Origin of the sequence: Streptomyces sp. NPDC050448, from assembly GCF_040655295.1 — a bacterium.
Classification (GTDB): domain Bacteria; phylum Actinomycetota; class Actinomycetes; order Streptomycetales; family Streptomycetaceae; genus Streptomyces.
Genome location: NZ_JBFAJR010000003.1, coordinates 167350 through 189116, shown reverse-complemented (window position 1 = coordinate 189116; position 21767 = coordinate 167350). Strand labels below are relative to the sequence as shown.

At 70.5% G+C, this 21767-nt stretch carries 26 protein-coding genes; 3 read left to right on the top strand and 23 right to left on the bottom strand.

Going from position 1 to position 21767, the window contains the following annotated elements:
* Positions 1 to 9 precede the first annotated feature (9 nt).
* Positions 10 to 864 (bottom strand): helix-turn-helix transcriptional regulator, encoded by an 855-nt coding sequence (locus AB0I68_RS05805; protein ID WP_363175932.1) that lies wholly within the window; start codon positions 862 to 864, stop codon positions 10 to 12.
* A gap of 249 nt (positions 865 to 1113) precedes the next feature.
* On the opposite strand from AB0I68_RS05805, the gene AB0I68_RS05800 reads away from it, so the two are divergent.
* A complete protein-coding gene (locus AB0I68_RS05800) occupies positions 1114 to 1554 on the top strand; it encodes an ATP-binding protein (RefSeq protein WP_363175931.1) in 441 nt (146 codons plus the stop codon).
* Complete coding sequence (locus AB0I68_RS05795; RefSeq protein ID WP_363175930.1) at positions 1551 to 1751, top strand: hypothetical protein; 201 nt, start codon at positions 1551 to 1553, stop codon at positions 1749 to 1751. The genes AB0I68_RS05800 and AB0I68_RS05795 overlap by 4 nt, the downstream gene beginning before the upstream one ends.
* 582 nt (positions 1752 to 2333) lie before the next feature.
* On the opposite strand, the gene AB0I68_RS05790 is transcribed toward AB0I68_RS05795, so the two are convergent.
* The 20 genes from AB0I68_RS05790 to AB0I68_RS05695 form a co-directional block, all read right to left on the bottom strand.
* Positions 2334 to 2588 (bottom strand): hypothetical protein, encoded by a 255-nt coding sequence (locus tag AB0I68_RS05790; RefSeq protein ID WP_363175929.1) that lies wholly within the window; start codon positions 2586 to 2588, stop codon positions 2334 to 2336.
* Entirely contained in the window at positions 2585 to 2848 is a 264-nt protein-coding gene (locus tag AB0I68_RS05785; protein ID WP_363175928.1) for a hypothetical protein, read from the bottom strand. The genes AB0I68_RS05790 and AB0I68_RS05785 overlap by 4 nt, the downstream gene beginning before the upstream one ends.
* Positions 2849 to 2914: 66 nt before the next feature.
* The gene (locus AB0I68_RS05780; RefSeq protein ID WP_363175927.1) at positions 2915 to 3808 is read right to left on the bottom strand and encodes a peptidoglycan-binding protein; all 894 of its coding nucleotides are present in this window, start codon (positions 3806 to 3808) and stop codon (positions 2915 to 2917) included.
* Between the two features lie 65 nt (positions 3809 to 3873).
* Positions 3874 to 5571, bottom strand: coding sequence for a hypothetical protein (locus AB0I68_RS05775; RefSeq protein ID WP_363175926.1), 1698 nt, complete (start codon positions 5569 to 5571; stop codon positions 3874 to 3876).
* Positions 5572 to 5608: 37 nt separating this feature from the next.
* A complete protein-coding gene (locus tag AB0I68_RS05770) occupies positions 5609 to 6490 on the bottom strand; it encodes a hypothetical protein (protein WP_363175925.1) in 882 nt (293 codons plus the stop codon).
* Complete coding sequence (locus AB0I68_RS05765) at positions 6490 to 7527, bottom strand: hypothetical protein (protein ID WP_363175924.1); 1038 nt, start codon at positions 7525 to 7527, stop codon at positions 6490 to 6492. The genes AB0I68_RS05770 and AB0I68_RS05765 overlap by 1 nt, the downstream gene beginning before the upstream one ends.
* An 82-nt stretch (positions 7528 to 7609) precedes the next feature.
* Complete coding sequence (locus tag AB0I68_RS05760) at positions 7610 to 8593, bottom strand: hypothetical protein (protein ID WP_363175923.1); 984 nt, start codon at positions 8591 to 8593, stop codon at positions 7610 to 7612.
* A 12-nt stretch (positions 8594 to 8605) separates the two neighbouring features.
* Positions 8606 to 9514, bottom strand: coding sequence for a hypothetical protein (locus AB0I68_RS05755; RefSeq protein ID WP_363175922.1), 909 nt, complete (start codon positions 9512 to 9514; stop codon positions 8606 to 8608).
* A 3-nt stretch (positions 9515 to 9517) separates the two neighbouring features.
* A complete protein-coding gene (locus tag AB0I68_RS05750) occupies positions 9518 to 11929 on the bottom strand; it encodes a phage tail tape measure protein (RefSeq protein WP_363176113.1) in 2412 nt (803 codons plus the stop codon).
* Positions 11930 to 12160: 231 nt separating this feature from the next.
* Positions 12161 to 12649, bottom strand: a complete 489-nt coding sequence (locus tag AB0I68_RS05745; RefSeq protein WP_363175921.1) for a hypothetical protein — start codon at positions 12647 to 12649, stop codon at positions 12161 to 12163.
* Positions 12649 to 13170, bottom strand: coding sequence for a hypothetical protein (locus AB0I68_RS05740; RefSeq protein ID WP_363175920.1), 522 nt, complete (start codon positions 13168 to 13170; stop codon positions 12649 to 12651). Before AB0I68_RS05740 ends, AB0I68_RS05745 begins: the two co-directional genes overlap by 1 nt.
* Positions 13171 to 13182: 12 nt before the next feature.
* On the bottom strand, positions 13183 to 13614 hold the full coding sequence (locus tag AB0I68_RS05735) for a minor capsid protein (protein WP_363175919.1): 432 nt from the start codon (positions 13612 to 13614) through the stop codon (positions 13183 to 13185).
* A complete protein-coding gene (locus AB0I68_RS05730; RefSeq protein ID WP_363175918.1) occupies positions 13611 to 13961 on the bottom strand; it encodes a hypothetical protein in 351 nt (116 codons plus the stop codon). The genes AB0I68_RS05735 and AB0I68_RS05730 overlap by 4 nt, the downstream gene beginning before the upstream one ends.
* On the bottom strand, positions 13958 to 14281 hold the full coding sequence (locus AB0I68_RS05725) for a hypothetical protein (RefSeq protein ID WP_363175917.1): 324 nt from the start codon (positions 14279 to 14281) through the stop codon (positions 13958 to 13960). The genes AB0I68_RS05730 and AB0I68_RS05725 overlap by 4 nt, the downstream gene beginning before the upstream one ends.
* Positions 14275 to 14670 carry a hypothetical protein gene (locus AB0I68_RS05720; protein ID WP_363175916.1) on the bottom strand — a complete coding sequence of 132 codons (396 nt, stop codon included), beginning with the start codon at positions 14668 to 14670 and terminating at the stop codon, positions 14275 to 14277. The genes AB0I68_RS05725 and AB0I68_RS05720 overlap by 7 nt, the downstream gene beginning before the upstream one ends.
* Positions 14671 to 14672: 2 nt before the next feature.
* Positions 14673 to 14921 carry a hypothetical protein gene (locus tag AB0I68_RS05715; RefSeq protein ID WP_363175915.1) on the bottom strand — a complete coding sequence of 83 codons (249 nt, stop codon included), beginning with the start codon at positions 14919 to 14921 and terminating at the stop codon, positions 14673 to 14675.
* Positions 14921 to 15931, bottom strand: coding sequence for a major capsid protein (locus AB0I68_RS05710; protein ID WP_363175914.1), 1011 nt, complete (start codon positions 15929 to 15931; stop codon positions 14921 to 14923). The genes AB0I68_RS05715 and AB0I68_RS05710 overlap by 1 nt, the downstream gene beginning before the upstream one ends.
* Positions 15932 to 15948: 17 nt before the next feature.
* Positions 15949 to 16650: a hypothetical protein gene (locus tag AB0I68_RS05705; RefSeq protein ID WP_363175913.1), complete on the bottom strand. Its 702-nt coding sequence runs from the start codon at positions 16648 to 16650 to the stop codon at positions 15949 to 15951.
* A 78-nt stretch (positions 16651 to 16728) separates the two neighbouring features.
* The gene (locus AB0I68_RS05700) at positions 16729 to 16899 is read right to left on the bottom strand and encodes an Rmf/CrpP fold protein (RefSeq protein WP_363175912.1); all 171 of its coding nucleotides are present in this window, start codon (positions 16897 to 16899) and stop codon (positions 16729 to 16731) included.
* An 11-nt stretch (positions 16900 to 16910) separates the two neighbouring features.
* A complete protein-coding gene (locus AB0I68_RS05695) occupies positions 16911 to 19166 on the bottom strand; it encodes a phage minor capsid protein (protein ID WP_363175911.1) in 2256 nt (751 codons plus the stop codon).
* Positions 19167 to 19288: 122 nt separating this feature from the next.
* On the opposite strand from AB0I68_RS05695, the gene AB0I68_RS05690 reads away from it, so the two are divergent.
* Complete coding sequence (locus AB0I68_RS05690; protein ID WP_363175910.1) at positions 19289 to 19837, top strand: hypothetical protein; 549 nt, start codon at positions 19289 to 19291, stop codon at positions 19835 to 19837.
* Positions 19838 to 19846: 9 nt separating this feature from the next.
* On the opposite strand, the gene AB0I68_RS05685 is transcribed toward AB0I68_RS05690, so the two are convergent.
* Positions 19847 to 21322: a phage portal protein gene (locus tag AB0I68_RS05685; RefSeq protein ID WP_363175909.1), complete on the bottom strand. Its 1476-nt coding sequence runs from the start codon at positions 21320 to 21322 to the stop codon at positions 19847 to 19849.
* Entirely contained in the window at positions 21309 to 21761 is a 453-nt protein-coding gene (locus AB0I68_RS05680) for an HNH endonuclease signature motif containing protein (protein WP_363175908.1), read from the bottom strand. The genes AB0I68_RS05685 and AB0I68_RS05680 overlap by 14 nt, the downstream gene beginning before the upstream one ends.
* Between the last annotated feature and the right edge of the window lie 6 nt (positions 21762 to 21767).

Here is a 21767-nt window from a genome sequence, read left to right as displayed (position 1 = left end):
CCTGATTTCTCACAGTTCTCTTGCGATGTGGTGAATGAAACTTCGCGACTCGTCGGGGTCGAGTGAGGTCTGCTCGGCGAAGTTGAGCAGGGCTCTATACCGGTCGAGGTCTGCGGCTGTGTCCAGGAAGCGACCGCCGAAAGGCGTGTCGATATGAACGGTGTCAAGCTGCGGGACCGCTCCGGTCGCATACATCACGGTTTGTGTGACCTCGATGAAGTCATCGGCCGTGAAGGGGATCACTCGGAGTGTGATCCACTCTTGTTCGGACGCTTGCAGCAGGTATTCGAGCTGATCCCGGGCGACCTTCCGGCCGCCGACCCTCATTCGCAGTGCTGCCTCGTGCACGATCGCCTCGAATCGCAGTGGCGCGTCGCGATCGAAGATCGCGCGGCGCTTCATGCGGTGCTCGACTCGGGCGTCTACCTCTTCCCTCGGTACCTGCGGGATGACGCCTGCGAACAGGGCGCGCGCGTAGTCGTCGGTCTGCAAGACGCCGGGAAACGTCATCGGCTGGAGGCATTGGAGGCCGACCGCATGGTGTTCGAGTTCGGCGATGTCGAGGAAGCCGGGGGCGAGAATGCCGCGGTAGTCGTCCCACCAGTGCGTTCCTCGGCGCTCTGCGGCGATGGCGCACAGGGCGGCGAGTAGGGCGTCATCGTCGCATTGGTAGAACGTGAACAGCCTTCGAATGCGCTCGTCGCTGATCCCGAGGCGGCCGGCCTCGATGTTGCTGATCCTGGCTGCATCGGTGGAGAGCAAGCCGCCGGCATCTCGCGCGGTCATGCCGGCGCGCTCGCGCAGCTTCCGCAGCTCAGCGCCCAAGCGGATCTGTCGGGCGGTCGGATTGTCCCTCGGCGGCATGTGTCCCTTCCCCTTGTCCTACCTGAGTTTGCCGGTTGCGGCGTCACGGGTCCACCCGCAAAGGTTGCTAGGGGTACAGGGTTGTACCGGTCCAACCTTTTACCCTATGGTCCTGGCAGCACCGCGTCGCACGCAGTCAAAACGCGAAGTGCAGCCGCTGACACGCGCCTTGACGCGTCGTCACCCCGGGGGCGGCCATCGCCACGCGCAGCAAGCGACGCGCGCTCGACCGCGTTGGGAGACGAAGAAATGATCACTAGCGCTTTACCCCCCGCACCGCCGCCCGACCTGGGCGTTAGCTACAGGCTCGTCGCGCCTCATGCCGCGACGACACCGAAGATCCTTCGCGACCTGGTGGCCGTTCTGGTGGTCGCCTTTGGGCACGAGGACATCGTCGATCAGCTCCGGCTGTGCGTGTCCGAGGTGGTCACGAATGCCTACCTGCACACGCGTACCAACCTGATCACGGTGGACGTGTCCCTGGGCTCGGACAGCGTCACCGTTTGGGTGAACGACGACCGCCCCGGTTGGCTGCCGCGGGTGCCACGCATTGCGCCGCCGTGGGGAGCAGAAAACGGGCGAGGACTCTTCCTCATGTCGAGATTCGCAGACCGATGGGACGTCGACTCCAACGGCGCCGCAGGTACGAAGCGCTTCGGGTTCAGCATCGGCTACGAGGGGGCGGCGTGAGGAGCGAGCCGAACATCGGTGCCGTACTCCGGCCGGGAGATGCCAGCGGGACGCCGGCCGTATGGCTGATCGACCGCAACCGCACCCCGATCTGCGAGGTGCCCCAGGGCGACGCCCGGGGCCTCGTTTTCGAACTGGGTGAGCTGCTCGGCCTGTTCGTCTGCGACCGCGGCGCAGTGAGTGAGGCGGCCGAATGAGTCTCGACCCTGTACTCGTCGGCGCGATCTCGATCGGCGCAAGCCTCGGTCTGCTCGCCCTCACAGCGGTGTGGGCCTCGCTCCCGAGCGCGCAGCGAGCAGTCACCCCCGCGCCGAGCCGCCCCGGAAAGCGATACCGCTGCTACTGCTGGAAAGAACCTGTCGTCGTATTCGTCGAGGCGCCGCCCGCTCCGAAGGCCGAAGCGCCGCCCGCTCCGAGGGTCGAGGCGCCGCCCCTGCCGAGGGTTGAGGCGTCAGCCGCTCCGAGGGCTGAGGCGCCGCAGGCCCCGAGGTACGGGGCGCCGCCCGCCCCGTGGATCTCGCCACCAGCGCCGCGCGGGCGCCACGCCAAACCGCGCGGCACAGACCACGCCGCCCGCCCGGATAGCGCCTCCCTCGCGGGGGCGGGCGGCGGTGGAAGGGGAGCACCTCCCGTGCACGCGGTCGTGTAGATCGCGCACACGGTGATCCCGAGCAGGGGGCCCTCGACGAGTGCACCGTCGAGGGCCCTCTCGCCTGTCTCCGGAACGAGAAAAGGCGCCCCCGCCACCGGCACGAGGCCGGGGCGGGGGCGCGCTGTGTTCAGTGGGCGGCGGTCTGCCAGAGGGTGAGGGCGAGGCCGATCACGGCAACCACGGCGAGGACGCTCGGGAGCGGCCATCGGGTCTTTTCGAGCGCGTCGAGGCGGGCCTCGTGGTCGGCGAGCTGCCGGTCGACTTGGTCGGATCGCTGCACGAGCAGTGCGAGCGATCCGTCGATGCGGGCGAAACCGGCCTCGACGACGCCGCGCAGCCGTTCCAGTTCGAGGGCGACGTCGGACGGGGATGGGTCGGTCACGGGCGCCCGCTGGTCTTGCGGTCGAGGGCGAGCAGCTCGGCGTCGGCGTTCGGGGCGGCGCGCAGCCACGCGGGCAGCAGTGCCTCGACCACGGGCAGCGCCATGACGCGGGTTACGCCACCGGCGACGGCGAGGGCGACGCCGACGCCGGCGGCGGTCTGCGGGATGCCCGCAGCGTCGATGATCAGGGGCAGGCCGGCGGCGAGGGCGAGCACGGTCTGCACGACGGTCCGTACGGTGCGGCGGGTTGCGTCGGTCATGGGTGATTCCTTTTCCACAGGGTGGGGACGGCCCGCCCGCGGTTGCGGGCGGGCCATGGGCGGGGGTTAGATCTTGGGGACCTTGAGCGCTGCCCACGAGGACGGGCCGGGCCATCCGTCGGCGTCGTCGCCGGAGTAGCCGAGGTGCCGCTGCCATGCGGCGTAGGACTGGCGATCGGACTCCGTCCACTGGGGGCCCGGTCCCTGCGAGTAGCGGCTGCACCCGACGGCGACGAGTCGGCGCCCCATTGCGGTGATGAGGGGCGAGCGGGGGTTCTGCTTGAACCACGCGACGCCGGGGAACGGCGCGAACTGCGGGCCCGGGGGCTCGGTGGGCTTGGGCTGCTCGGGCGCGCGGCCGAGGCGGCGGTCGATCCGCTCGCGCATGTCGTCCATGGACCAGCCGCGCGGGTCGCTCTTCCAGTCGCTCCACTCCTTGTGGCCGATGACGGATGCGGCCGACCATCCGTACGCGCGGCAGATCGCCGCCGAGGTCCGCTCGATCGCGTCGAGCTGCTCGGCCGGCCACGGGTCGGCACCGTCGCCGAGGTTGACGCACTCGAACCCGTAGAAGTGGGCGTTACCGTCGACCGCCCCCGACGCGCCCTCGTGCTTGCTCGTTGCGGGCAGGGACTGCTCGGCGACGACCGCGGCGAGCACGCGGCCGTCGCCGCCCCCTGCATGGTTCGCGCGGCCCGAGCTGATCAGGTAAACGGTCCCGTCCTTGGCGATCACGCCGTGACACAGCGGACCGGGCAGCTCGTCGTATCCGTCGTAGCAGAGCCGTACCGACGACTCGGTACCCGAGCTCACCGTGTGGTGGATCATCACGCCGTTGATCGGTCCGAAGGCGCCGCGGTGGTTGCGGTTGTGGGTGCGCCACTCGTCGACCTCGACGACGCGCACGCCCTCGGCGCGCAGGATCGAGACGAGTCGGTCAGGGCTGAAAGGGACTGCCATGTGTGGTGTCTCCAGACATGAAAAAGCCCCGGCCGAAGCGGCACGGGGCTTACGAGGAAAGGGAGTTAGGACAACGCGACCCAGAAGCGATTGGCGCCGTTCTCCATCGAGGCGACGGTGATCGTTGCGGGGGCCGTGGCGGCGCCGGCGGTGTAGACGCCGAAGCGGCGCACGGTGGTCTGCCCGAACTGATTGGGCGGGGCGCCCGCGCCGCTTTCCGAGGCGAGGAGCATCGGCCCGTCGCCGGTGGTCGTGTTGTACTGCCAGCGCGAGGCGACGTAGTAGACGCCGGCGGGCGCCGCGTAGGACGCGGTCAGGGGCGAGCTGATCGTCGCTCCGCCCGCGGTGTGGACCTCGGCCGGCTCGTACGTGGCGGTGGACATGTCGCCGGTTGCGGCTACGCGGGTACCGGCCGAGTCGTAGATCGCGGCCCATGACCCGGTGGTGAGTCCGCCCGCGTAGCCGGTGGCGAACCAGCAGATCTGGGTCACGGTGACCGGGACTCGCAGGATGACGGCGGTTACCCGGATCGGTCCGCTACCGGGGTACAGGGCGGTTGACTGCCCGAGCGCGGGATCGAATGCCCACGTGAGCAGACCGTGATCGGAAGGGAGCCACTCGCCGCCCCCGAGCGCGTCAACGTACGACTTGCGCGCGAGGTGGTTCGCGGTGGTCGGCGCGGCCGAGCTTGACGGGATGCTGCTGAACGTCTTGGCACCGCTGATCGTCTGCGTGCCGGCGAGTAGGACGGTCGCCGAGGTCTGCGCGTACCGGGCATCGGCCGCGGTCTGGTCGAGTGCGCCGACGTCCGCCGCGGTGAGCACGACGACGCCGGTTTTCGAGTTGACGGAATCGACGGCGCCCCCGCCCGCGGCGGGGAGCTGCGCGGCGGGCACCTTGCCGTCGGCGCCGAGCGTGGCGACGCCGGACGGCGCGCCCGCCGCGGTGGTGGCGAGGGCGCCAACGTCCGCGGCGCTGAGGGTGATCGAGGCGGCGCTCTTGCCGTTGACGGACTGGACGACGCCGCCCGGACCGGTGGCGCCAGTCGAGCCCGTGGCGCCCGTGTCTCCCTTCGGTCCGCGGAGATTGCCGACGGCGCTCCCCCACCCGCTTGCGCCGCGCTGCCACACGTCGCCGGTATCGGTGCGCAGCAGCATGTCGCCCGGCCGGGTGCCGGTGCTCGGCGTGCTCGTCGTGTTCACGTACCAAGCGGCGCCGCGGACGTCGCCGCCGAGCTGCACCCATGCTCCGGCGGTGCGCTGCCATGTCGAGACGGTCGTCGAGGTGACGCCGAGGACGGTCGAGGTCTCGTAGCGCACGTAGAGGTCGCCGTCGACGCCGAGGCCGGCCGCGGGCGCGGCGGCGCCGCTGTAGATCCGCGATCCGGGGGTGCCCGGTACGCCCTGCGGACCGACGGGCCCCGGTACTCCGACGTAGTTCGGTTTCGCGGGGTCGGTGGGGGCGATGTCGGCGAGGTCGACCTCGGGCTGCGCCCGGGGCAACAGCGCGTTGTACGAGCGGCCTACGGGGATGCCCGACAGCTGCTCGGTCACGATGTACGCCCACCCGGTCGGGTCCATGTCGGGGGCGTCGGTGGCGGGCAGGGTGACCTCGATCGAGCCCTGCGCGTCGAGCGGAACGGATACGGGCCCGCCGAGGATGACGTCGGCCTGCGGAAAGGTCAGGGTCGCGGGTGCCCGGAAGACGAGCGCCCCCGACAGCGGCGTGCCGTCGGGGGCGAGGAAGCGACCGCGCACGGTCACGGTGGGTATGGACGGGGGCAGCAGGGCAGGACCCTCCTTAGTCGTCGATCGTGCGCAGCCCTGATGTGGTGCGCACGGAGTCGAGCAGCTTGGGTTCGGCCGGCGTCGTCTCGCTCACCGCGGGGCCCGTGCCCTGTTGTGCGGTGGCTGCGGCCGTCGGGGTGCGGGTCGGCACGCGGGGGGCCTCGTCGGGGGTGTAGGTGTGGCGGTAAAGCGCCGAGTAGAGGCGGGTCTCGATGTCCCGGCCTGCTTCCTTGTTGCGGTGCTCGACCGTCCACTCGACCCATTGCATGAACTCGACGTCGTGCATGGGCTGCGTAATGAACTTGTTGGTCCACGTGCCGGCCGGACAGTCGTACTCGGCGACCGTGATCGCGGTTCCGCCCTCGGGCTTCATGGTGACCTTGACCTGCCCGCCGCCGGTGTTGGCGTAGGTGTACAGCTCGATCTCGGCGACCGCGTGCGTTGCCGGCCCTGACCCCCACCACGCCGGTTGATAGGTGGTCTGAGGGGTGTTCTGCCGCTCGGTGGGGTGGAGCTGCATCGGCAGCATGGGCCGGCCGAGGAAACGGTCGGAGAACGCGTCATCCATGAGGATTGGGGTCGGGCGCTCTTTGTCGCGGCTCCAGATGCGGATCATCTGATCCTCTTCGAGGACGTCGTCGCCGACCGTAAGGGCCCGGGTTCCGGAGGCCCGACGGACGAACACGCCCCAGTCACCTTGTGGGGTCTGGCCGACCTTGAAAGTCGCGACGCCCTCGGGCGTCTGGGCGATGAGCTGTCCGCCCTCGCCGATGGTGATGTCGCCGTGCAGGATCTGATCGAGGGCGGGGCGCATGTTGGCGCGGCCGGTGAGTTCGCGAACCTTGCGTTCGAGTTCGCGGATGCGGTCGAGCAGGTCGAGGGGGATTGCTGCCACTAGGCGGCCTCCAGGAAGAGTTTCGCGGTCTCGGGCCGGCCGCGTAGGGGTGGACTGATGGCGAGGCCGACGACGCGGTACCGCTGGTCGAGCCCTTCGGCCCACCACAGATCCCGGATGCGTACGCGGACGGTTGCGCCGAGCAGCGCGGGCGAGAGCGGGACGCGGTCGAGGACGACCGTCAGCTCGGGAATCGGCCGCGGGGTGAGCGCGGCGGCGAGGTCGGCGCGGGCGTGCGCGGCGAGCGTCGCGGGGTCGGTCACGGTGGTGTAATCCGAGGTCCCGTCGAGGCGCGGCCATCCGGCGTCGAGCTGGTCGTCGTCGACGAGCAGCTCGGTCATCATCGGCAGGGACTCGGCGGTTTGGTTCCTGTTGTCTGACGCTCCCCTGCTCTGCCAGACGTTGGCGCGCACGGTCGCGTCGATGGGCCAGTCGTAGGAGAGGATCGGCCCGGGGTGGTCGAGGACGATCTCGGACTCGCCCGTACGGATCACGGGCGCCCCGAGCTGCAACTGCTTGATCCGCCGGCCGCTGCCCGTGTCGCGGTAGCTCGCGATCCGCCACTCGAACCCACCCTCGACCGCGGCGAGTTGGTCGATGACCTCGCGTATGCGCGGCTGGTCGTAGCGGCGGTACGTACGGTCGCGCAGGACCCCCGAGAGCTGCTCGGCGTCGTACTCGATGCCGATGTCGCCGCCGGCCAGACTCGCGCTGTAGTCGATCAGGCCCCGGACGATGTCGAACTGATCAACCGCGGTGGCCTGCTGCGTGTCGAAAATGGCGCGGTGGTCGAGGTAGGATGCCCACCCTCCGGCCTGAATCCGCAGCCCGAGGTCGCCGCGCTCGCTGCTCGTGAGGTTGGCTGTCCACGGGATTCCGCCCCACCAGATGTCAGGGCCTCGCTCGATCCACATCGCGGTACGGCCGAGGTCGAGGGCATCGCGGACGCGGGCGGCGATCTGCCGGTTCGGCAGGGGCACGGTCGCGGCGGCCGAGCCGATCTTGCCTATGTAGTCGTCGAGCGAGACGTCGCTCACGGGCAGGATGTCGAGCACCTGATCGGTGCGCAGGTCGCACAGGACGACCCGGTACGCGGGGGCGATCAGACGATCACCCCCTTTACGCGTCGAGGGGGTACTGCACCCCGGAGAGGGCGGCCCACGTGGTCAGTCCCGCGCTGGAGATGAGCCGTAGCTGCCCGCTGGTCTGCGCGTCGAGTTTGATCGCTGCGCCGCCTGCTGCGATCGGTACGGATGTGAGGGCGGCGGGGCGGCAGTTTGCCGGCAGCACTGCGGTGAGCAGGTTCCCGGTGTTCGGCGGCGAGCCCGAGGTCGCCCACGAGACGCCGCCTCTCAGCTGTAGGAAGGGGACGCCGGCGACGGTGATCCGCCGGTACTTGATGTCGCCCTGCGCGTTGCCGTTGTTGGTGTAGCCCGAGGCGAGGGTGAGCGGTGTCCACCCGACGGTGGGTTCGAGGGGCTGCCACGCTGCGCCGTCCCACCGGTCGAGGCCGGTCCCGTTGTCGCGGTACTGGCCCGGGTACGAGCCGGAAAAGCCGAGTCCCCATCCGCGGGGGATGATCCCCGCGTACGACGAGGTGTAGCGGCGGCGGTCGGCGAGCGCCGAGGCCCAGGTGATCCCGCCGGTACCGGCCGAGGTGCCGGCGGGAACCGTGATCTCCCACAGCCGCAGCGCGGCGGCGGGCAGGGTCGGGGCGACGGGGGGCGAGGTCGCGGCGCCTTGGATGATCTCGGCGCGGGCGAGGGTCTGCCCGTTGATGTCGTACGAGGAGTCGAGGACGCGCAGCACCACGGCGTCGATGCGCCCGAACTGCGCGTGTCCGTCGGCGACGGTGAGGGTCTCGGGCGCGGTGACGGCGACGGGGTAGGCCCCTTGCGCGTCGGTGCCCTGCACGAGGGCGCGGCCGACGGCGAGCTGTACTTGCATGGCGGCGATGCCCGTTGCGGCGAGCGCGGTTCCGCCGGCGATCACGCCGTCGCGGGAGGTCATCGCGGACTCGGGCGCCATCGTGCCGAGCGGCACGAGGCGGGTGTCTTCGCGGGTCTGGCCTGCGGGGAGCAGCCATCCGGCGCGCACGGTCACGTCGGTACCTCCTTACCAGTAGGCGGAGCGCCATCGCAGCGAGCACGAGGCGCGGGGGTCGGTTGATCCGGGCGCCGCCCGGAACAGGAGCGAGGTCGTGCCGGGGGCGAGGACGAACAGGTTCTCGGGGGCACTGCGGGCGGTCGCGGTGTATAGCCGCGCCGCGGTCCCGTTCAGGGTGACCGTGCCCTCGCGGGTGTCGGCGAGCAGCTCGTCGTCGAGCGCGAGGTCGATGTCGTACTCGACCGCCTCGCCCGTGGCGAGGTTGGTCACGGACGGAAGGGAGACCGGGCCACGGATCGAGATCACGGGATGGCTCGGGGCGTCGCCCTCGTTGACGGCGAGCAGCGACCCCGTACTGCCAGGGCTTCCGAACTGGACGGGGTAGAGCAGCCGTTCCGGCCCCGGGGACACCTGCCAGTCGAGGCCAGGCTCGGCCGACGGTAGACCGGTCTCGGCCTGCTGCTCGACGAGGCTGTACCGGCGCGGGTCGGTCGCCTCGAATTGGAGCGCCGCCCCCTGCACGATGCCGATCGCGTACCCGCCCACTTGGACGGGGACCGAGCGGCGTAGGCAGCGGGCGAAGGAGAGCAGGGGCGGCTCGTCGTCGAGCTGCACGACGAGCGGCTGCTCGTCGTCGCGGAGCGCGGTCGCCGCGCGCAGGGTGCGCACGGCGGCGCCCATCCGGCGCGGCTCTGTACGGATCACGACGTCGTCGATCGTGATCGTCCGCGGCTGTGCGAGCAGCCGGCCGAGGTAGGCGCCGTGCGCATCCGACCGGGGAACCGTGCCCGAGTCGAGGGCGGGGGAGTCCTCCCAGCCGTCGAGGGTCCGCCACCGGTAGGCGGTGCCGGGGCCGAGCAGCAGCTCGTCACCGAACTGGACGTGTCCGGGGACGGCGACGCGGTCGCCCGCAGCCATCGGTCACCCCCTGCCCTTGGCGTGCCAGGCGAGCGCCGCCGCGGTCTGATCCGCGGTCGCGCTGCCTGCGTTCCAGTTCTCGATGTGGACGGCCGGACCGCCCCAACCCCCGCCCGAGCGCGCGCCGTTGCCGGGTGCGCCTGCGGTGGCGAACTGCGGGCCGGCGGGTACCGGGACGAGGCTGCGCATGGTGCGGTCGATCGCGGGGGCGCCCGCTTTGATGCCCTCGACGATTCCCGCGGGGATAAACTTTCCGATCTTGTCGCGCATGAGGCGACTCGGAGAGTGAATTCCGAGCGCCTTTGCAATGGGCCCCGGAATGAGATTCTTGGCCCAAGACATCAGGGTTGACCGCAGCCAACTGCCCATGCCCCGGATGCCGTTCCACAATCCGTAGATCAGATCACGGCCACTGTCGTAGAGCATCGAGCCGAAATTGCCGAAGTATCCGGCGATCATTCCGGGCAAACCTCGCACCCAATCGAGCATTTCACCGGCCTTGCGCACGGTGCCCGACTTGATCGAATCCCAGTGCTTGATAATCAGCCCGACGAGCGTCCAGTTCAGGAAGAAATCAACGATGCGGCCCGGGATGCCGCGGACCCATTCAACGGTGGCATTCCAGGCGGATACGGTCCCGCTCTTGATGGCATCCCAGTGCTTGATGATCAGCCCGACTAGCGTCCAGTTCAGGAAGAAATCGAGGATCATCTGACCGACCCACTTGAGCTTGCCCCACACCCAATCCCAAGCGGCCGACGTCGCCGAAACGATCGTGTCCCAGTTGGCGACGACAAGCGCAACGATGCCGACCACGGCGGCGATGATGAGCCCTACCGGGCCCATGGCGATAAGCCAGGCAGCGGCCATGCGGGCGCCTTGAATCAGGCTCTGCGTGCCCATGAGCACCCACGCGCCGACCACGCGCAGCGCGGCAGCAGCCGCGCCCGCGCCCTGAGACACCCACCCCGCCAACATCATGATGTTGAGCGCGACGAACCTCGCTGCTGCAACGGCGCCGGCCGCGGTCTGCGTGGCCCAACCGGTGACAACGGCCGTGGTGGTTGTCCATGCGGTGATGCCGAGCGCGACGAGCGTCGGGATCATCAGGACCGTGATCACGCCGGCGGCGATCGAGAGCGCCGTCGAGTGCTCGCCGATCCACCCGACCGACGCGCGCAGCGCGCCGCCGAGGCCACCCTCGCCGATCCAGTCGGCCGCCGTTTCGAGCGCGGGAACGACGTTGTTCCCGAGTACAGTTACGACTTTGTCGATCGCCGCCCGCTTGAATGCCTCGAATTTCGTCGCGGCATTGTCTCGCATTGCGTCGCCCGCCGCATCCGTCGCGCCCTTGACATTGCCGAGGGCGGCGACGGCGGTTTTCGGGTCGAGCTTGAAAAGGGCTTGCTGTAGATCCTCGGCCTTGGTTCCGAATAGCGCGACGGCCGTCGCATTTCGCTCGGCGGGGTCCTTGATTGCCTTGATGCGGGTAAGGACTTCCCCGAGGGCTTTCGAGGCTTCCGGTCCACCCTTGGTGAACGTCTTCGCCATTACGTCCGCGTTGAGCCCGATGGACTGGAAAGCCTCTACGCTTCCCTTGCTCATGTCCTTCGAGCGGATCGCGAACTCTTTCAGCGCGTCCGCGACCGTATCGGCGTCGCGTGCGCCGCCTTGCAGGCCCTGCTGCATGAGGCCCATTGCTGTCTGGGCGTCGAGCCCCAAGTCTCGGAACTGCGTGGGGTATTCGGCGAAGGTGTCGAGCAAATCCTCGGCCGCATTGGTGCCCGACTGACTGCCCTTTACGAGCACGTCCATTGCTTCTTCGGCGTTCTTCGCGATGCCGGATTTCAGCATCACGCCGACGGCGCGGGACACCTTGCCGACGTCCTCGCCCATGACCGAGGCTGTATCAGCGACGCGGGTCGCCATCTGCTTGATCTGGCCCTGCGTCGCCTCGGGCGGCAGCAGACCCTGCTGCGCGATCCCCTTCAAGATGTCGGCGCCGTCGGCGACGCTCTCGACGATGGCGCCTGAGTAGAGGGCGCCGGCGACCTTGCCGTATTCCTTGGCCACCGGGCCCGAGGTGCCGAGCTGCGCTTGCAGCTTGCCGGCGACCTTGCCGCGGTCCATGGCTTCGGCGATGCCGCCCATGAGCGCGGTACCGATCGCCCCGCCTACCGCGGCGGCGGCGAAACCTTTCAGCGCGGCCCCCATGCCGGAGGACGCGCGCTCGCCGCCGTCGGCCGCGCCCTCGGCGAGACCGTCGCCGAGGGCGTCGCCCGCTTCCTGCCCTGCCTGATCGGCCGAGGCGGCGATCTGGTCGCCGCCCGCCTGCACCGCGGCGCGGGCGCGCGCCATTCCGGCATCTGCGCCCGAGTCGTCGATCGTGATCGTGGCGGCGAGCTCGCCCACCATGAGGGCCACGGGCTCACCTCCTGGCGGGTGCACCTCCCGTCGGGGAGGCATCGGGCGGAGGGGTGAGCACCCGGGCGAGGCGAGACTCGGCCGAGAGAAGAGCGAGGATGCGTACGCGCAGCCATCGCCAGGAACGGGCTTGCAGCAGCCCGGGGTCGCCTACGTCGATGCCGTAGACCTCGTGCAGATCAGCCTCGACGAGCGGCCACTCGGCGAGGATCGCCGCCCAAGTCAGTGACGCTTGCGGGCCTTCTTGCCCGCGCCGCGGGCGGGCGCCGGGCGGGTACTCGTACCACTCGTAGAGCCCCGACTCGGCGTCGAACTCGCCGCACCCGACTGGTGCCGGCGGGCCGCCCGGTTCGGGGCCAGTCGAGAAGGGTCGCCGGCCGCGGTCCAGTAACGTTCCGCGGCCGTCTTGTCCTGCGCGATCCACACCATGGCGGTGATCGCGCAGTGTTTGAGGGTCGGCCACTTCACGCCGTCGGCGATCATCTCGTCGTGAGCGGGGCCGAGTACGTCGCGGTAGAGGTCGCGCTCGGCGGCGTCGCCGAGCACCTGTTCGTCGGCGCGCCCGCCGTCCGCGGCGACCGCGGCGGCATGGATGAGTGCCTGTGTCCGCAGGCCGATCTCGGCCGACGGCGCGGGCACGGTGTAGAGGCGGCCGGCGACGGGCAGCTCGATCGACTCGTCGAGCAGTTCGCCGAGTTCCTCGAACGCCACTACGCGTCACCCCCCTTGGCAGCGAAGGTTCCGCCACCGGCCGCGGGATTGGTGATCTCGGCGAGCGGGCCCGATCCGGTCAAGGTGACCTTGATCGTGTCGACCTCGTCGGGGCCGCCCCCATCCGGTTCCCACGTCACCAGGGCGAGGCCCTGCTGCGCGTCGTCGGCGCCGTTGCGGTCGAAGTAGCGGACGCTCACGTACGACTTAGCGCCGAAGCTGCGGGATGCCTTGCGCAGGGCCTCTTGGGCGCTGTTGAACTTGCCGGTCACGGGGTGCGCGCGGTGGGCGATCGTGGTCTCGATCGACCACGCGAGCATGGTCACGGCCTGCTCGCTCCACCCCTCGGCGTCGTAGGTCGTCACCTCCTGCTGCGTCGGTTCGATCTTCGGCGTGAACTCGGTGACTCCCGGAACGAGGGTCCAAATCGGGGTGCCGGGCGTCGTGCCCATGTCCAGCTCAAGGCGGTAGCGGCGGGCGAGCGCGGTTACGGTCTCGGCCGGGGGCGTCGGGGTACTCAAGTGGGCGCCTCCTTATTCGAGGTGGGGGTGCGCCCGATGGGCGCGAACGTGGAAGTTGGCGGAGCGCTCCCAGCGGCCGGCCGAGTCGGCGCCGATCGGGGCGGCCGAGACGCGGTAGACGAGTTGCACGGGGACGGCGCCGAAGCGGTGCGGTCCGGACGCGTGCAGCACCTCGTGCACCTGGTCGTCGAGGGCGTCGACCTCGCGGGGGTCGGCCCCCGCGCGGGTGCGCGCCTGAACCCCGGTGGTCGTGTCGGTGAGCACGGGGGAGTCGGTGACCGGGTAGGCGGCGAGGCAGATCACGCGGTCGGGAACGGGGGGAAGTGCGGCGATGGTGATCGCGGTCTCGCCCGCGGCGTACACGCCGTCGGGGCGGTAGATGCCGACCCCCTGCTCGTGCAGCAGGCGGGCGAGACCGTCGAGCAGGTCGACGGTGTAGGTCATGAGCGCAGCGCCCGCCGGATCTGCGCGGCGATCAGGGCCTGCACCTCGCCGGCGGTCTCGGGCAGTACCGACTCGACGTACTTCGCGGAGCGGCCGGGGGAGTGCCGGGCGGTCATGTCCTCGTGGACCCGCGCGGCGTACGGGGTGTCGTAGCTGACGGCGGCCGTCATGGTGGCCTCGTCGACCGAGGTCGCGCCGGAGCGTTCGAGGGTGCCCTCGGCGATCGGTACGCGCTGCCTGCTCGCCCCGAGCACGTGCTCGGCACTGAGCAGCAGTCCGCGGGCGGCGGCCTGCTTGATCGCGGCGGTGGCGGCGTCGCCGTTCCAGCGCAGGCGGGCACGGCTCATTCGCACATCACCTCCGAGCAGGCCGGTACGGGCAGGCCCGGGGCGCTGTGGCGGGTGATCGAGAGCGCGGTCGCCGTCCGGCCGTCAGGCAGGGTGACCCGCGATCCGGGCGGACAGTCGAGATCGGGCGCGGCGATGACCTGCGCGCTACTGGTGACCTCGCGCCCGTCGGGCGTGCGCACCATGCGGACGGCGGGCGAGATGAGGGCGGGCACGGCGGGGACTGGGGCGCCGTAGCGGGGCCCATACGCGGACTCGCCGAGGTACGGCTCGATCGTGATGCGGTGGCGCAGCAGCACCTCGGGGATACGGCTCACCATCCGATCACCCGCCCCGGGGTCAGACCCGCGCGGCGCAGCGCCCGGTCGGCGCGCGGAGCGAGCTCGACGCCGGCCGCCGCGGTGCGCGAGCTGCGCCCCGACAGGCTCACTGGGCCGATGCTGACCGAGTCCCAGAGTCCGCCGGCGCCGGTCCCGTCATCGCCGCCGGCGAGCTGATGCTCGACCTGCGCACAGGTGGCGTTGGCGAGGGCGGCGCGCACCTCGGGGTCGAGGGGGTCGCCGTCCTCGTCGACGGGGTAGATCGCGGTGAGCAGGGCCGAGTCGATGTCCTCGCCGGCCCGTGCGAGGAGCCGTTCGGCGTCCGCGGGGGCCGGTTGCCCGGTCCATGCGGCGAGCTGCTCGGGGGTCGCGTAGGGCTGGCGGGCCACGATCACCCCCTCTTGCTGCGGGCAGCAGAACGGCCCGTCGACGTGGTGTCGGCCGGGCCGTCCTGCTCGCTGTGCTGCTCGGTATCCGGCGGATCGTCGCCGAGGGGCTCGACCGTGTAGCCGGCCCCCTGGCAGTAGCCGATCACGGCCGGATCGCTCGTGGTCGCGATGCCGTCGACGAAGGGAATCCCGCCGGGCCCGTCGCCGGTGAAGTCGGTGACCGGGGCCGTGATGCGCATGATCACGGGCATCACGCGCTCTTGATGTTGCGCAGTACCGCGGCGGCCTTCGTCGCCTTGAGAACGGGGGCAACCGGCCCCATTTCGACTTCACCGGTCTTGACGGCGCCGGAGCGGTCGAACTCGGGGAGCCACGTGTTCACGAGCGGCGAGCCGCCCCCGACAGAGGCACCGTGGAACCCGTCGAGCCCGTACCGGACGGCGTACAGGTCGCCGAGACCGGTCACGTTCCCGCCCCCGCCCGCGCCGTCCGGGTCGCGGGTCACGAGGCCGATCACATCGGCGTTGCTCCCCGCCTTGCTCTTGAGGTCGATCAACGGGATGCCGTTGTACGCGGTGACCGGACGGCCGAACGCGTCGGTCGTCTTGTCGAGCTGCTCGGTCCATGCCGCAATCCGCTTGAAGAGCGACAGGGTCTTGCGGTTGCCGTAGATCACATCGGGGGCGTCATCCATGGCGGCGAGCCAGTTGTCGATGTGGGTCTGCGCGGCGAGCGCCGCGGCCTTGTCGTTGATCGCGGTCCAGTCGAGGAACCCGGCGGCGACGCCGTTCGCGAGCGGCAGGTACTCGGTCGAGCTACCGGTGAGGATCTTCGAGAGACCGTCGAACCCGTTCGTCTCGACGGCCTTATCGCCGTTGATCACGGCATCGGCGAACCGCGCCCGCGATGCCTTGATGAGCTGCTGCATATTGAGAGTGACGGCGCCCGAGGCGGCCGGCCCGATGCGGGCGATCACCCGGTCGATCTGGAACGAGCCGCCGAGCGGAACGAGATCGACGGTGTAGCGCTGCGTCTGGACCTCAGCCGGGGTGTACTCCGAATTGAGCGCGCGGAAGTCGGCCGAGCGCTGCGTGATCAGGCGCCGGTATCCGTAGGTGAGGGTGTCGCCGCCGGTCGGCGACACGACGTTGTCGAAGGTGAGGCGGTCGAGGATGTCGGACGACTTCCGGAACTCGTCGATCACCATCGTGTCGACGTCGTCCTGCGCGTTGTTCCGCGCCTCGGCAAGGGAGGTAGGCAAAGCGTTTCTCCTGGGGGTTAGGCGCCGCTCATGCGGGCGGCGACGGCGTCGTGCAGCGTGGCGGCGCGGCGCTCGCCGCCCGGGGCACCGTGGAACTCGGCGCCGCCGCGGGGCGGCCCTGCGGGTGCGGCGCGGTAGAGGTCGGGGTCGGCCGTGACTGCCGTGGTGATTGCGGCGGCGAGCTTGGTGTCGAACTCGGCCGCGGTCGGATCGAGGTCGGCGACCGAGGCAAGGAAGCTGCGGGAGTTCAGCAGGCGGTCGCCGCGGGCGCCCTGGTCGGCGGCGGCGCGGGCGACGGCGAGTTCGACGCGGGCCGAGCGCAGTTCGCCGGCGTGCTCGGCGAGCAGCCGGTCGCGTTCGGCGACAGCGGCGGCGAGCTTGGTCGGGTCCTGCTCGGCCTCGCCCCCGTTGGGGTTGAGCGCGCGGGTCACGGCGTCAAGGGCGGCGCGTAGATCGTCGCGCTCGGCCGCGGCCTGCTCGGCTCGGGTCGTTGCCTCGGCGAGCTGCTGCTCGGCGGCGGGATTCGCGGCCGGCAGGGCGGCGGGGTCGGTGTTCGGGGCGGTGGCCGGGTCCGCGGCGGGCGCGGTGCCCGGGTCGCCGCCCTCGCCCGAGCCGCCCTTGATGGGCCAGATCGGGCGGCCGTCGCGGCGGAAGCCGAGGGCGTGCTCGCCCGTGCGGGGGTGGGTGGGCAGGGTGCCGTCGAGGATGTTCTCGGGCATGGTGGGTCGGCCCTCCGGGGCTCGTGCGGGCATGAAGGAAGAGCCGCCGGATCGGCGGCCCTATAGAGGGGGGAGCGGCTACGGCTCGGGTGGGTCGAGCTGCTGCTCGGCGGCGACGTACCCGCGCACCCATGCGGCGCGCAGCAGCGGCTCGTCGCCGCGGTGTGGGCACTCGGTCGCCGGGCGGCCGGCGACCGCGGCGGCGGCGCCGGACTCGCGGGCGCGCACGGCGTCCTCGCGGAACCCCAAGCGATCACCCCCTAGAACTTGTTGCGTTGGTCCTCGCGGGCGGCGCGTGCGGTATCTCCTGCGGCGGTCCGGGCGCCGGTCACTTGCTCGGTGAACTCGGTCAGCGTGACCCGCGGCGAGACCTCTTCCCAGAAGCGGATCAGGTCCTCACTCGCCCTCGCGTAGGCGACGTGTGCGGGGCCGCTGAACAGAGAGAACGGGTCGACGCCGGCGGCGCGCGCCCGACGGTTCAGCATGAATCCGTTGGTGTAGTCCTCGGCGGCGAGCACCTGCAAATAGACGTGCTCGCGGTACATCTCCCGGATCTCCTTGCGGCTGTACGCCTCGCGAGCCGCGCGTGCTTCGAGTTCCCGCTCGTACGCCCACCGTTCGACGGCGGACATGTGCTCGGTCCCGTCGGGGCCCTTTTCGAGGTCGCGTCCGTAGGCGCCCCACTCGTCGGGGTCGGCCGGCGGCGGGTCGTCGAGGCGTACGGGCTGCATGGCCTCGTCGAGGGCGGCCCGGGTGGCGAGGGTGTCGGCGACTCGTGCGCCCGCGGGGGCGGGCGGCGGCGCGGTGGGGTACCGGCGGTCGATCTCGGCGGCGATCCGGGCGGCGTCCTCGGGGGAGGCGTAGCGCACGCCCCACACGAGCAGGTCGTCGCCGAGTGCGGACAGGTCGGCGGCGAGCCTACCGGCCGGTAACAAATTCTCGAGCGCGGCTCTGCGGTGAATTTCAGCGCCGATCGCCGCCCGGTCCTCTGGAACGTTGCGGGCGCGGGCGGCGAGGTCGCGTTCGGCCATGCCGACGAGGTCGCGGCGGATACCGGGCATGGCGGCGTCGATGTCGCGCCGGTCCATCTCGCCCATGATCCGCAGCATGTCGTCGTCGCCGAGGTGGAGGGCGACGGCGGCGAGCTCGTCGTCGGAGAACTGCGAGAGGTTCTCGACGAGCCGGCCCTGCGGCCGGATGCGGTCGAGCAGCACCTGCTCGTCGCGGCGCTCGGCCTCGCCGCGGATGCGGTCGAGGTCTCGCTGATCGAGCACCCCGGGCCGGATCGCGGCGCCGAGCTGCTCGTCGGTCATCTCCGGCAGGGTGCGCTCGTCGCCAGAGCGGACGCGCGCGGCCTCGAACGCGTCCTGCGGCGGACGCGGCGCCGTGCTCGGCAGGTTGCCGGCCCCGGGCTGCTCGCGCTCGCGACGCCGGATGAGCTCGGGGTGATCGGCGAGGTGGGCGCGCTGGTTGCCCTGCCACTGCCGCACCTTGGCCTCGGCCACCCGCCGAGCCTCGGGGGTCGTGGCTGCGGCGGCGCGGTTCTTCCAACGCCGAATCCCGCGCTCGATCGCGCGCTGCCGCTGCGTGGCCTCGTACCCGTCGGGGTCTTCGGAGTGCTCGACGGGGGCCCGGGTCACCCCGGGGAGGAATGCCGACAGGCTGTGCCTGCAATTGGGGTGCTGGAAACCGCGCTGCCGCGCCTCGTCGATGCTGCCCGCGATCTCTACGAGGACGGTGCGCCCGTCCTCGACGGCGTGCTCGACCTCGACCGTACGGGCGCCGCCCGGTCCGTCGAGGCTCAACACCTTGCCCTCGAACGGCTTGCAGATTGGGCACTCGTGCGGCGCGTTGCTGACGATCACGAGGTCGAGGCCCGCGGCGCGCAGCTTGTCGCCGTGCGCCTCGACCGCGGCCCGTCCGGTCGCGGTCCGTACCGCCATCTCCGCATAGGAAGTCATCTGCCACGCGCGCCCGCCACGGTCGACGAACGTCCGCAGCCCCCGATCGGCAAACCGTTCCATCGCGGATTGGGTGGCCTGCCTGCGGGTGTCGACGCCGAGCAGGGGAGTCGCCGACACCTCGGCGATCACCTGCCGATAGTTGTCCTCGACGCCGCGGAGAATCCCGCGGTGCGTGGCCGTGACGAGCTCGACGGTCTCGGCGGCGAGCCGATCGACGGCGCGCGTGTTCGGCGTCGTCTCGGCAATCCGGCGCAGGTCGTTGTCGTGCAGCGCCCCGAGTTCGGCGAGCCCGGACCGGGCGCCGACGTTGTACGCCTCGGCGACGGCGTCGAACACGTCCAACCGCGTGGCCTCGGCGAGGGCATCGACGACACCCTGCGCGCCGCGCCGCAGCGCCTGAATGTCCCTGAGCTTGTTGGTCGCCCACCCCGGGGCCTCGAACCCGTCGGCCAACTGACGGGCCACGATGCCGAGCAGCCGCTGCTCGGCGTCCGCGTAGAGGTCGCGGACGCCGACCGAGAGATCCTCGACCATTCCCGGGTGGATCGGCACGAGCGCCCCCTCCCGTGATCAGCCGAGAAGCGGCCGTTAGTACCCTGCCAACTTGCCGCTCAGGGGACAGCGAGGGCTAATGGAAGAGGGGAACTCTCGGTGAGCGAAAAGGGGCGCTTGCGATGTTCGCTAACGCCGTGAATCTAGCTGCTGATTCAACTTTCAATGCCACTTTTTGGCTCGCCCTTGCGGGCATATTGGCCACGCTGCTCGGTACTGTTGGCGCGGGAATTCTTAGCTACCGGGCAACCAAGTCCACAGCCGAGAGCGCTGCGAGTGCTCAACTTGCACTCAAGCAAGAGGAGGAGCGGGCTAGTACTCGTTCGGGGAAGCGTCGCGAAAAGCTCGCGGCCATTGACGGGTTCATGGATGCGGCAGACGCTTACTGGCAAATGGAAAACGATCTGTGGGATCGAGTCAAAAACAACGAGCCGATACGGTCCTTTCGAGCGGAAACGGCAACGGCTACCGCACGTCTAACTCAATCGAAAATCAAGCTTGAATTGGTCTCCGGTAAAGAGCTGCGCGATGCGGTGAACGCCTACGTTGATGCAATGGTGGAGACTGCTAAAGCCGTTAGTGAAGAGCATAAATGGAGCCCTCCCGATAAGGGCCTGTATCACGCCATGATGGATCGTGGGCGAGACGAGCTCAATTACGAGAACGTGTGAGCAGCATGATTAGGGGAGAGCGCCGGCCTGCATCGGGTCGGGCACGGCCTGCCCGGTCTCGGTGAGGATGCGGCCGACCTCGGCTTGCACCGCGTCCTCGTCCCACTCAGGGTGGATCATCCGAACCTTGGTATCGACGCTGACGGCCTGCGCCTGCTGGTACAGGGAAAGGGTCTGCGCGAGGGCAGCCGGGTCCTCGCTCACGGTTCCGCCGAACGCGATCCGGGGACGCTCGGGCACGATGCCCCGACTGAACATGATCCGGTCGAGCAGCAGCATGACGTGCAGCATCTCGCCGAGGGGCGGTGACCAATACCGGATCTTCTTGCCTCGGGTGGTGAGGCTCCGGCGCTCCTTGGCCTTGACCTCGGTCGCGGTAATCGCGGCCCCCTGGTCGTCGATGCCGAAGGTCTGCGCGGCGTAGCCGGCGGACCGGACGGCTTGCCGGGTCGCGGCCTCGGCGCTCCTCTCGTGTTCCTCGACCCGGATCGCGAACTGACTCAGGGTGATGCCGCCCTGTTCGGTGGGCGGGATGTTCAGGAGCTGCCAGATTTCCCGGTCGTCGTCGAACGAGGCGCCGCGGCCGGGGCCGTGGTCGCGCAGGTAGGCGTCGGGGATGATCAGGCGGGCGCGGGCGAGGCGGATGTCGCGAATCCAACTCGTCCATGTCGTATCGAGGGCGTCGAGCAGGTCGTACAGCGGGGCGGCGTAGTCGGAGCGTCCGAAGTCCGAGCCGCGGTGCTTCCTGTTGGGGCCGATGTTGCGGACGTAGGCGGCGGTCAACCGCTCGATGCCGGTTTCGATCGACTCGCCGTCGGGGCCGAGGGCGTCGGCGAGCGGGGCGACCGCGGGATGCTCGGTCAGCGGGACGCGCCGGCCGAGGTTGTCGGGTGTGCCCTGGTAGAGGGCGTGCAGGATGCGCCCGCGCTCGTGCCGTTCGAGGTGGCGGAGCACGGTCGCGCCGTCCGAGGCAAGCTCGTGCCAGAAGGTGACGGCGCGCAGGATGCCGAACGAGAACTCGGGTACCGCACTGTCCGGGTGCACGGTGGTGAGCAGCGGCCGGTCGACGAGCGAGTGATCCCAGGTGATCCGCAGGTACACGCCGCCGAGGGCGGCGGCGACCTCGGCGGATTCGAGCAGGGTGTTCGCGATGCCGTCGGCGTCGGTCAGTTCGTCGAGCCGGTCCTGCGTCGGGCGGTCCGTCACGGTGAACGTGGGCGGCTCGGAAAAGAGGAGATCCGCGCTCGCGGTGGCGATGTCGCCGGCGAGCGGGATGTGCAGGCGAGCGTCGCGCTTGCCGGGCGTCGGTGTCCGGCGGCGCCCCCACAGGCGCGAGGTGCCGTCCTTGCGTGTCGGGCTGTTGCCGTAGACGGCGGTCAGCTTCGCGGGGTCGCCCGAGTACCAAGCGTCGTCGACGCGGATCTCGGCGAGGGTGGCGGCGAGGTGCGGCGGGGGCCACGGGGCGTTGGTGTCAGGCAGCGGCACAGTCCACCCCCGTCCTGCTCCGAGCGCGCGTGCGGGCGCGGGCGCGCGCGGCCGTGCGGCACGTGCGGCACTTACGGGTGCCGTTGCCGGCCGCCCGGTAGGTGTTGGCCTCGTCGAACGGATGGCCGTGGATGCACTCGGTCTGTCGGGCGCGGGCGGCGACGTGCGACTCGCCCCTCAGTACGTTGACCCTCTGCGTCACCGGTTCCAGGTGGGCGGGGTTGACGCACCCGCGGTTGCGGCACAGGTGGTCGATCACGAGACCGGCGGGTATCGGGGCGACGAGCGCCTCGTACGAGGCGCGGTGCGCGTACTGGCGCTCGCCGCCAACGGCGATGCGGGCGTACCCGTTGGGCATGAGGTAGCCGGTCCACTGCCAGCAGCCGGCCGGGGTGTCGGTGACGCGGGCGAGGAATCGGTCGGTCCAGTCGGCGCGCATGGCGGC

What these genes read in the sequence shown, in the direction of transcription:
- AB0I68_RS05805 (WP_363175932.1), bottom strand. Translation starts at nt 864, where the DNA reads ATGCCGCCGAGGGACAATCCGACCGCCCGACAGATCCGCTTGGGCGCT.
- AB0I68_RS05800 (WP_363175931.1), top strand. Translation starts at nt 1,114, where the DNA reads ATGATCACTAGCGCTTTACCCCCCGCACCGCCGCCCGACCTGGGCGTT.
- AB0I68_RS05785 (WP_363175928.1), bottom strand. Translation starts at nt 2,848, where the DNA reads ATGACCGACGCAACCCGCCGCACCGTACGGACCGTCGTGCAGACCGTG.
- AB0I68_RS05780 (WP_363175927.1), bottom strand. Translation starts at nt 3,808, where the DNA reads ATGGCAGTCCCTTTCAGCCCTGACCGACTCGTCTCGATCCTGCGCGCC.
- AB0I68_RS05755 (WP_363175922.1), bottom strand. Translation starts at nt 9,514, where the DNA reads ATGGCTGCGGGCGACCGCGTCGCCGTCCCCGGACACGTCCAGTTCGGT.
- AB0I68_RS05750 (WP_363176113.1), bottom strand. Translation starts at nt 11,929, where the DNA reads ATGGTGGGCGAGCTCGCCGCCACGATCACGATCGACGACTCGGGCGCA.
- AB0I68_RS05735 (WP_363175919.1), bottom strand. Translation starts at nt 13,614, where the DNA reads ATGACCTACACCGTCGACCTGCTCGACGGTCTCGCCCGCCTGCTGCAC.
- AB0I68_RS05730 (WP_363175918.1), bottom strand. Translation starts at nt 13,961, where the DNA reads ATGAGCCGTGCCCGCCTGCGCTGGAACGGCGACGCCGCCACCGCCGCG.
- AB0I68_RS05725 (WP_363175917.1), bottom strand. Translation starts at nt 14,281, where the DNA reads ATGGTGAGCCGTATCCCCGAGGTGCTGCTGCGCCACCGCATCACGATC.
- AB0I68_RS05715 (WP_363175915.1), bottom strand. Translation starts at nt 14,921, where the DNA reads ATGCCCGTGATCATGCGCATCACGGCCCCGGTCACCGACTTCACCGGC.
- AB0I68_RS05705 (WP_363175913.1), bottom strand. Translation starts at nt 16,650, where the DNA reads ATGCCCGAGAACATCCTCGACGGCACCCTGCCCACCCACCCCCGCACG.
- AB0I68_RS05690 (WP_363175910.1), top strand. Translation starts at nt 19,289, where the DNA reads ATGTTCGCTAACGCCGTGAATCTAGCTGCTGATTCAACTTTCAATGCC.
- AB0I68_RS05680 (WP_363175908.1), bottom strand. Translation starts at nt 21,761, where the DNA reads ATGCGCGCCGACTGGACCGACCGATTCCTCGCCCGCGTCACCGACACC.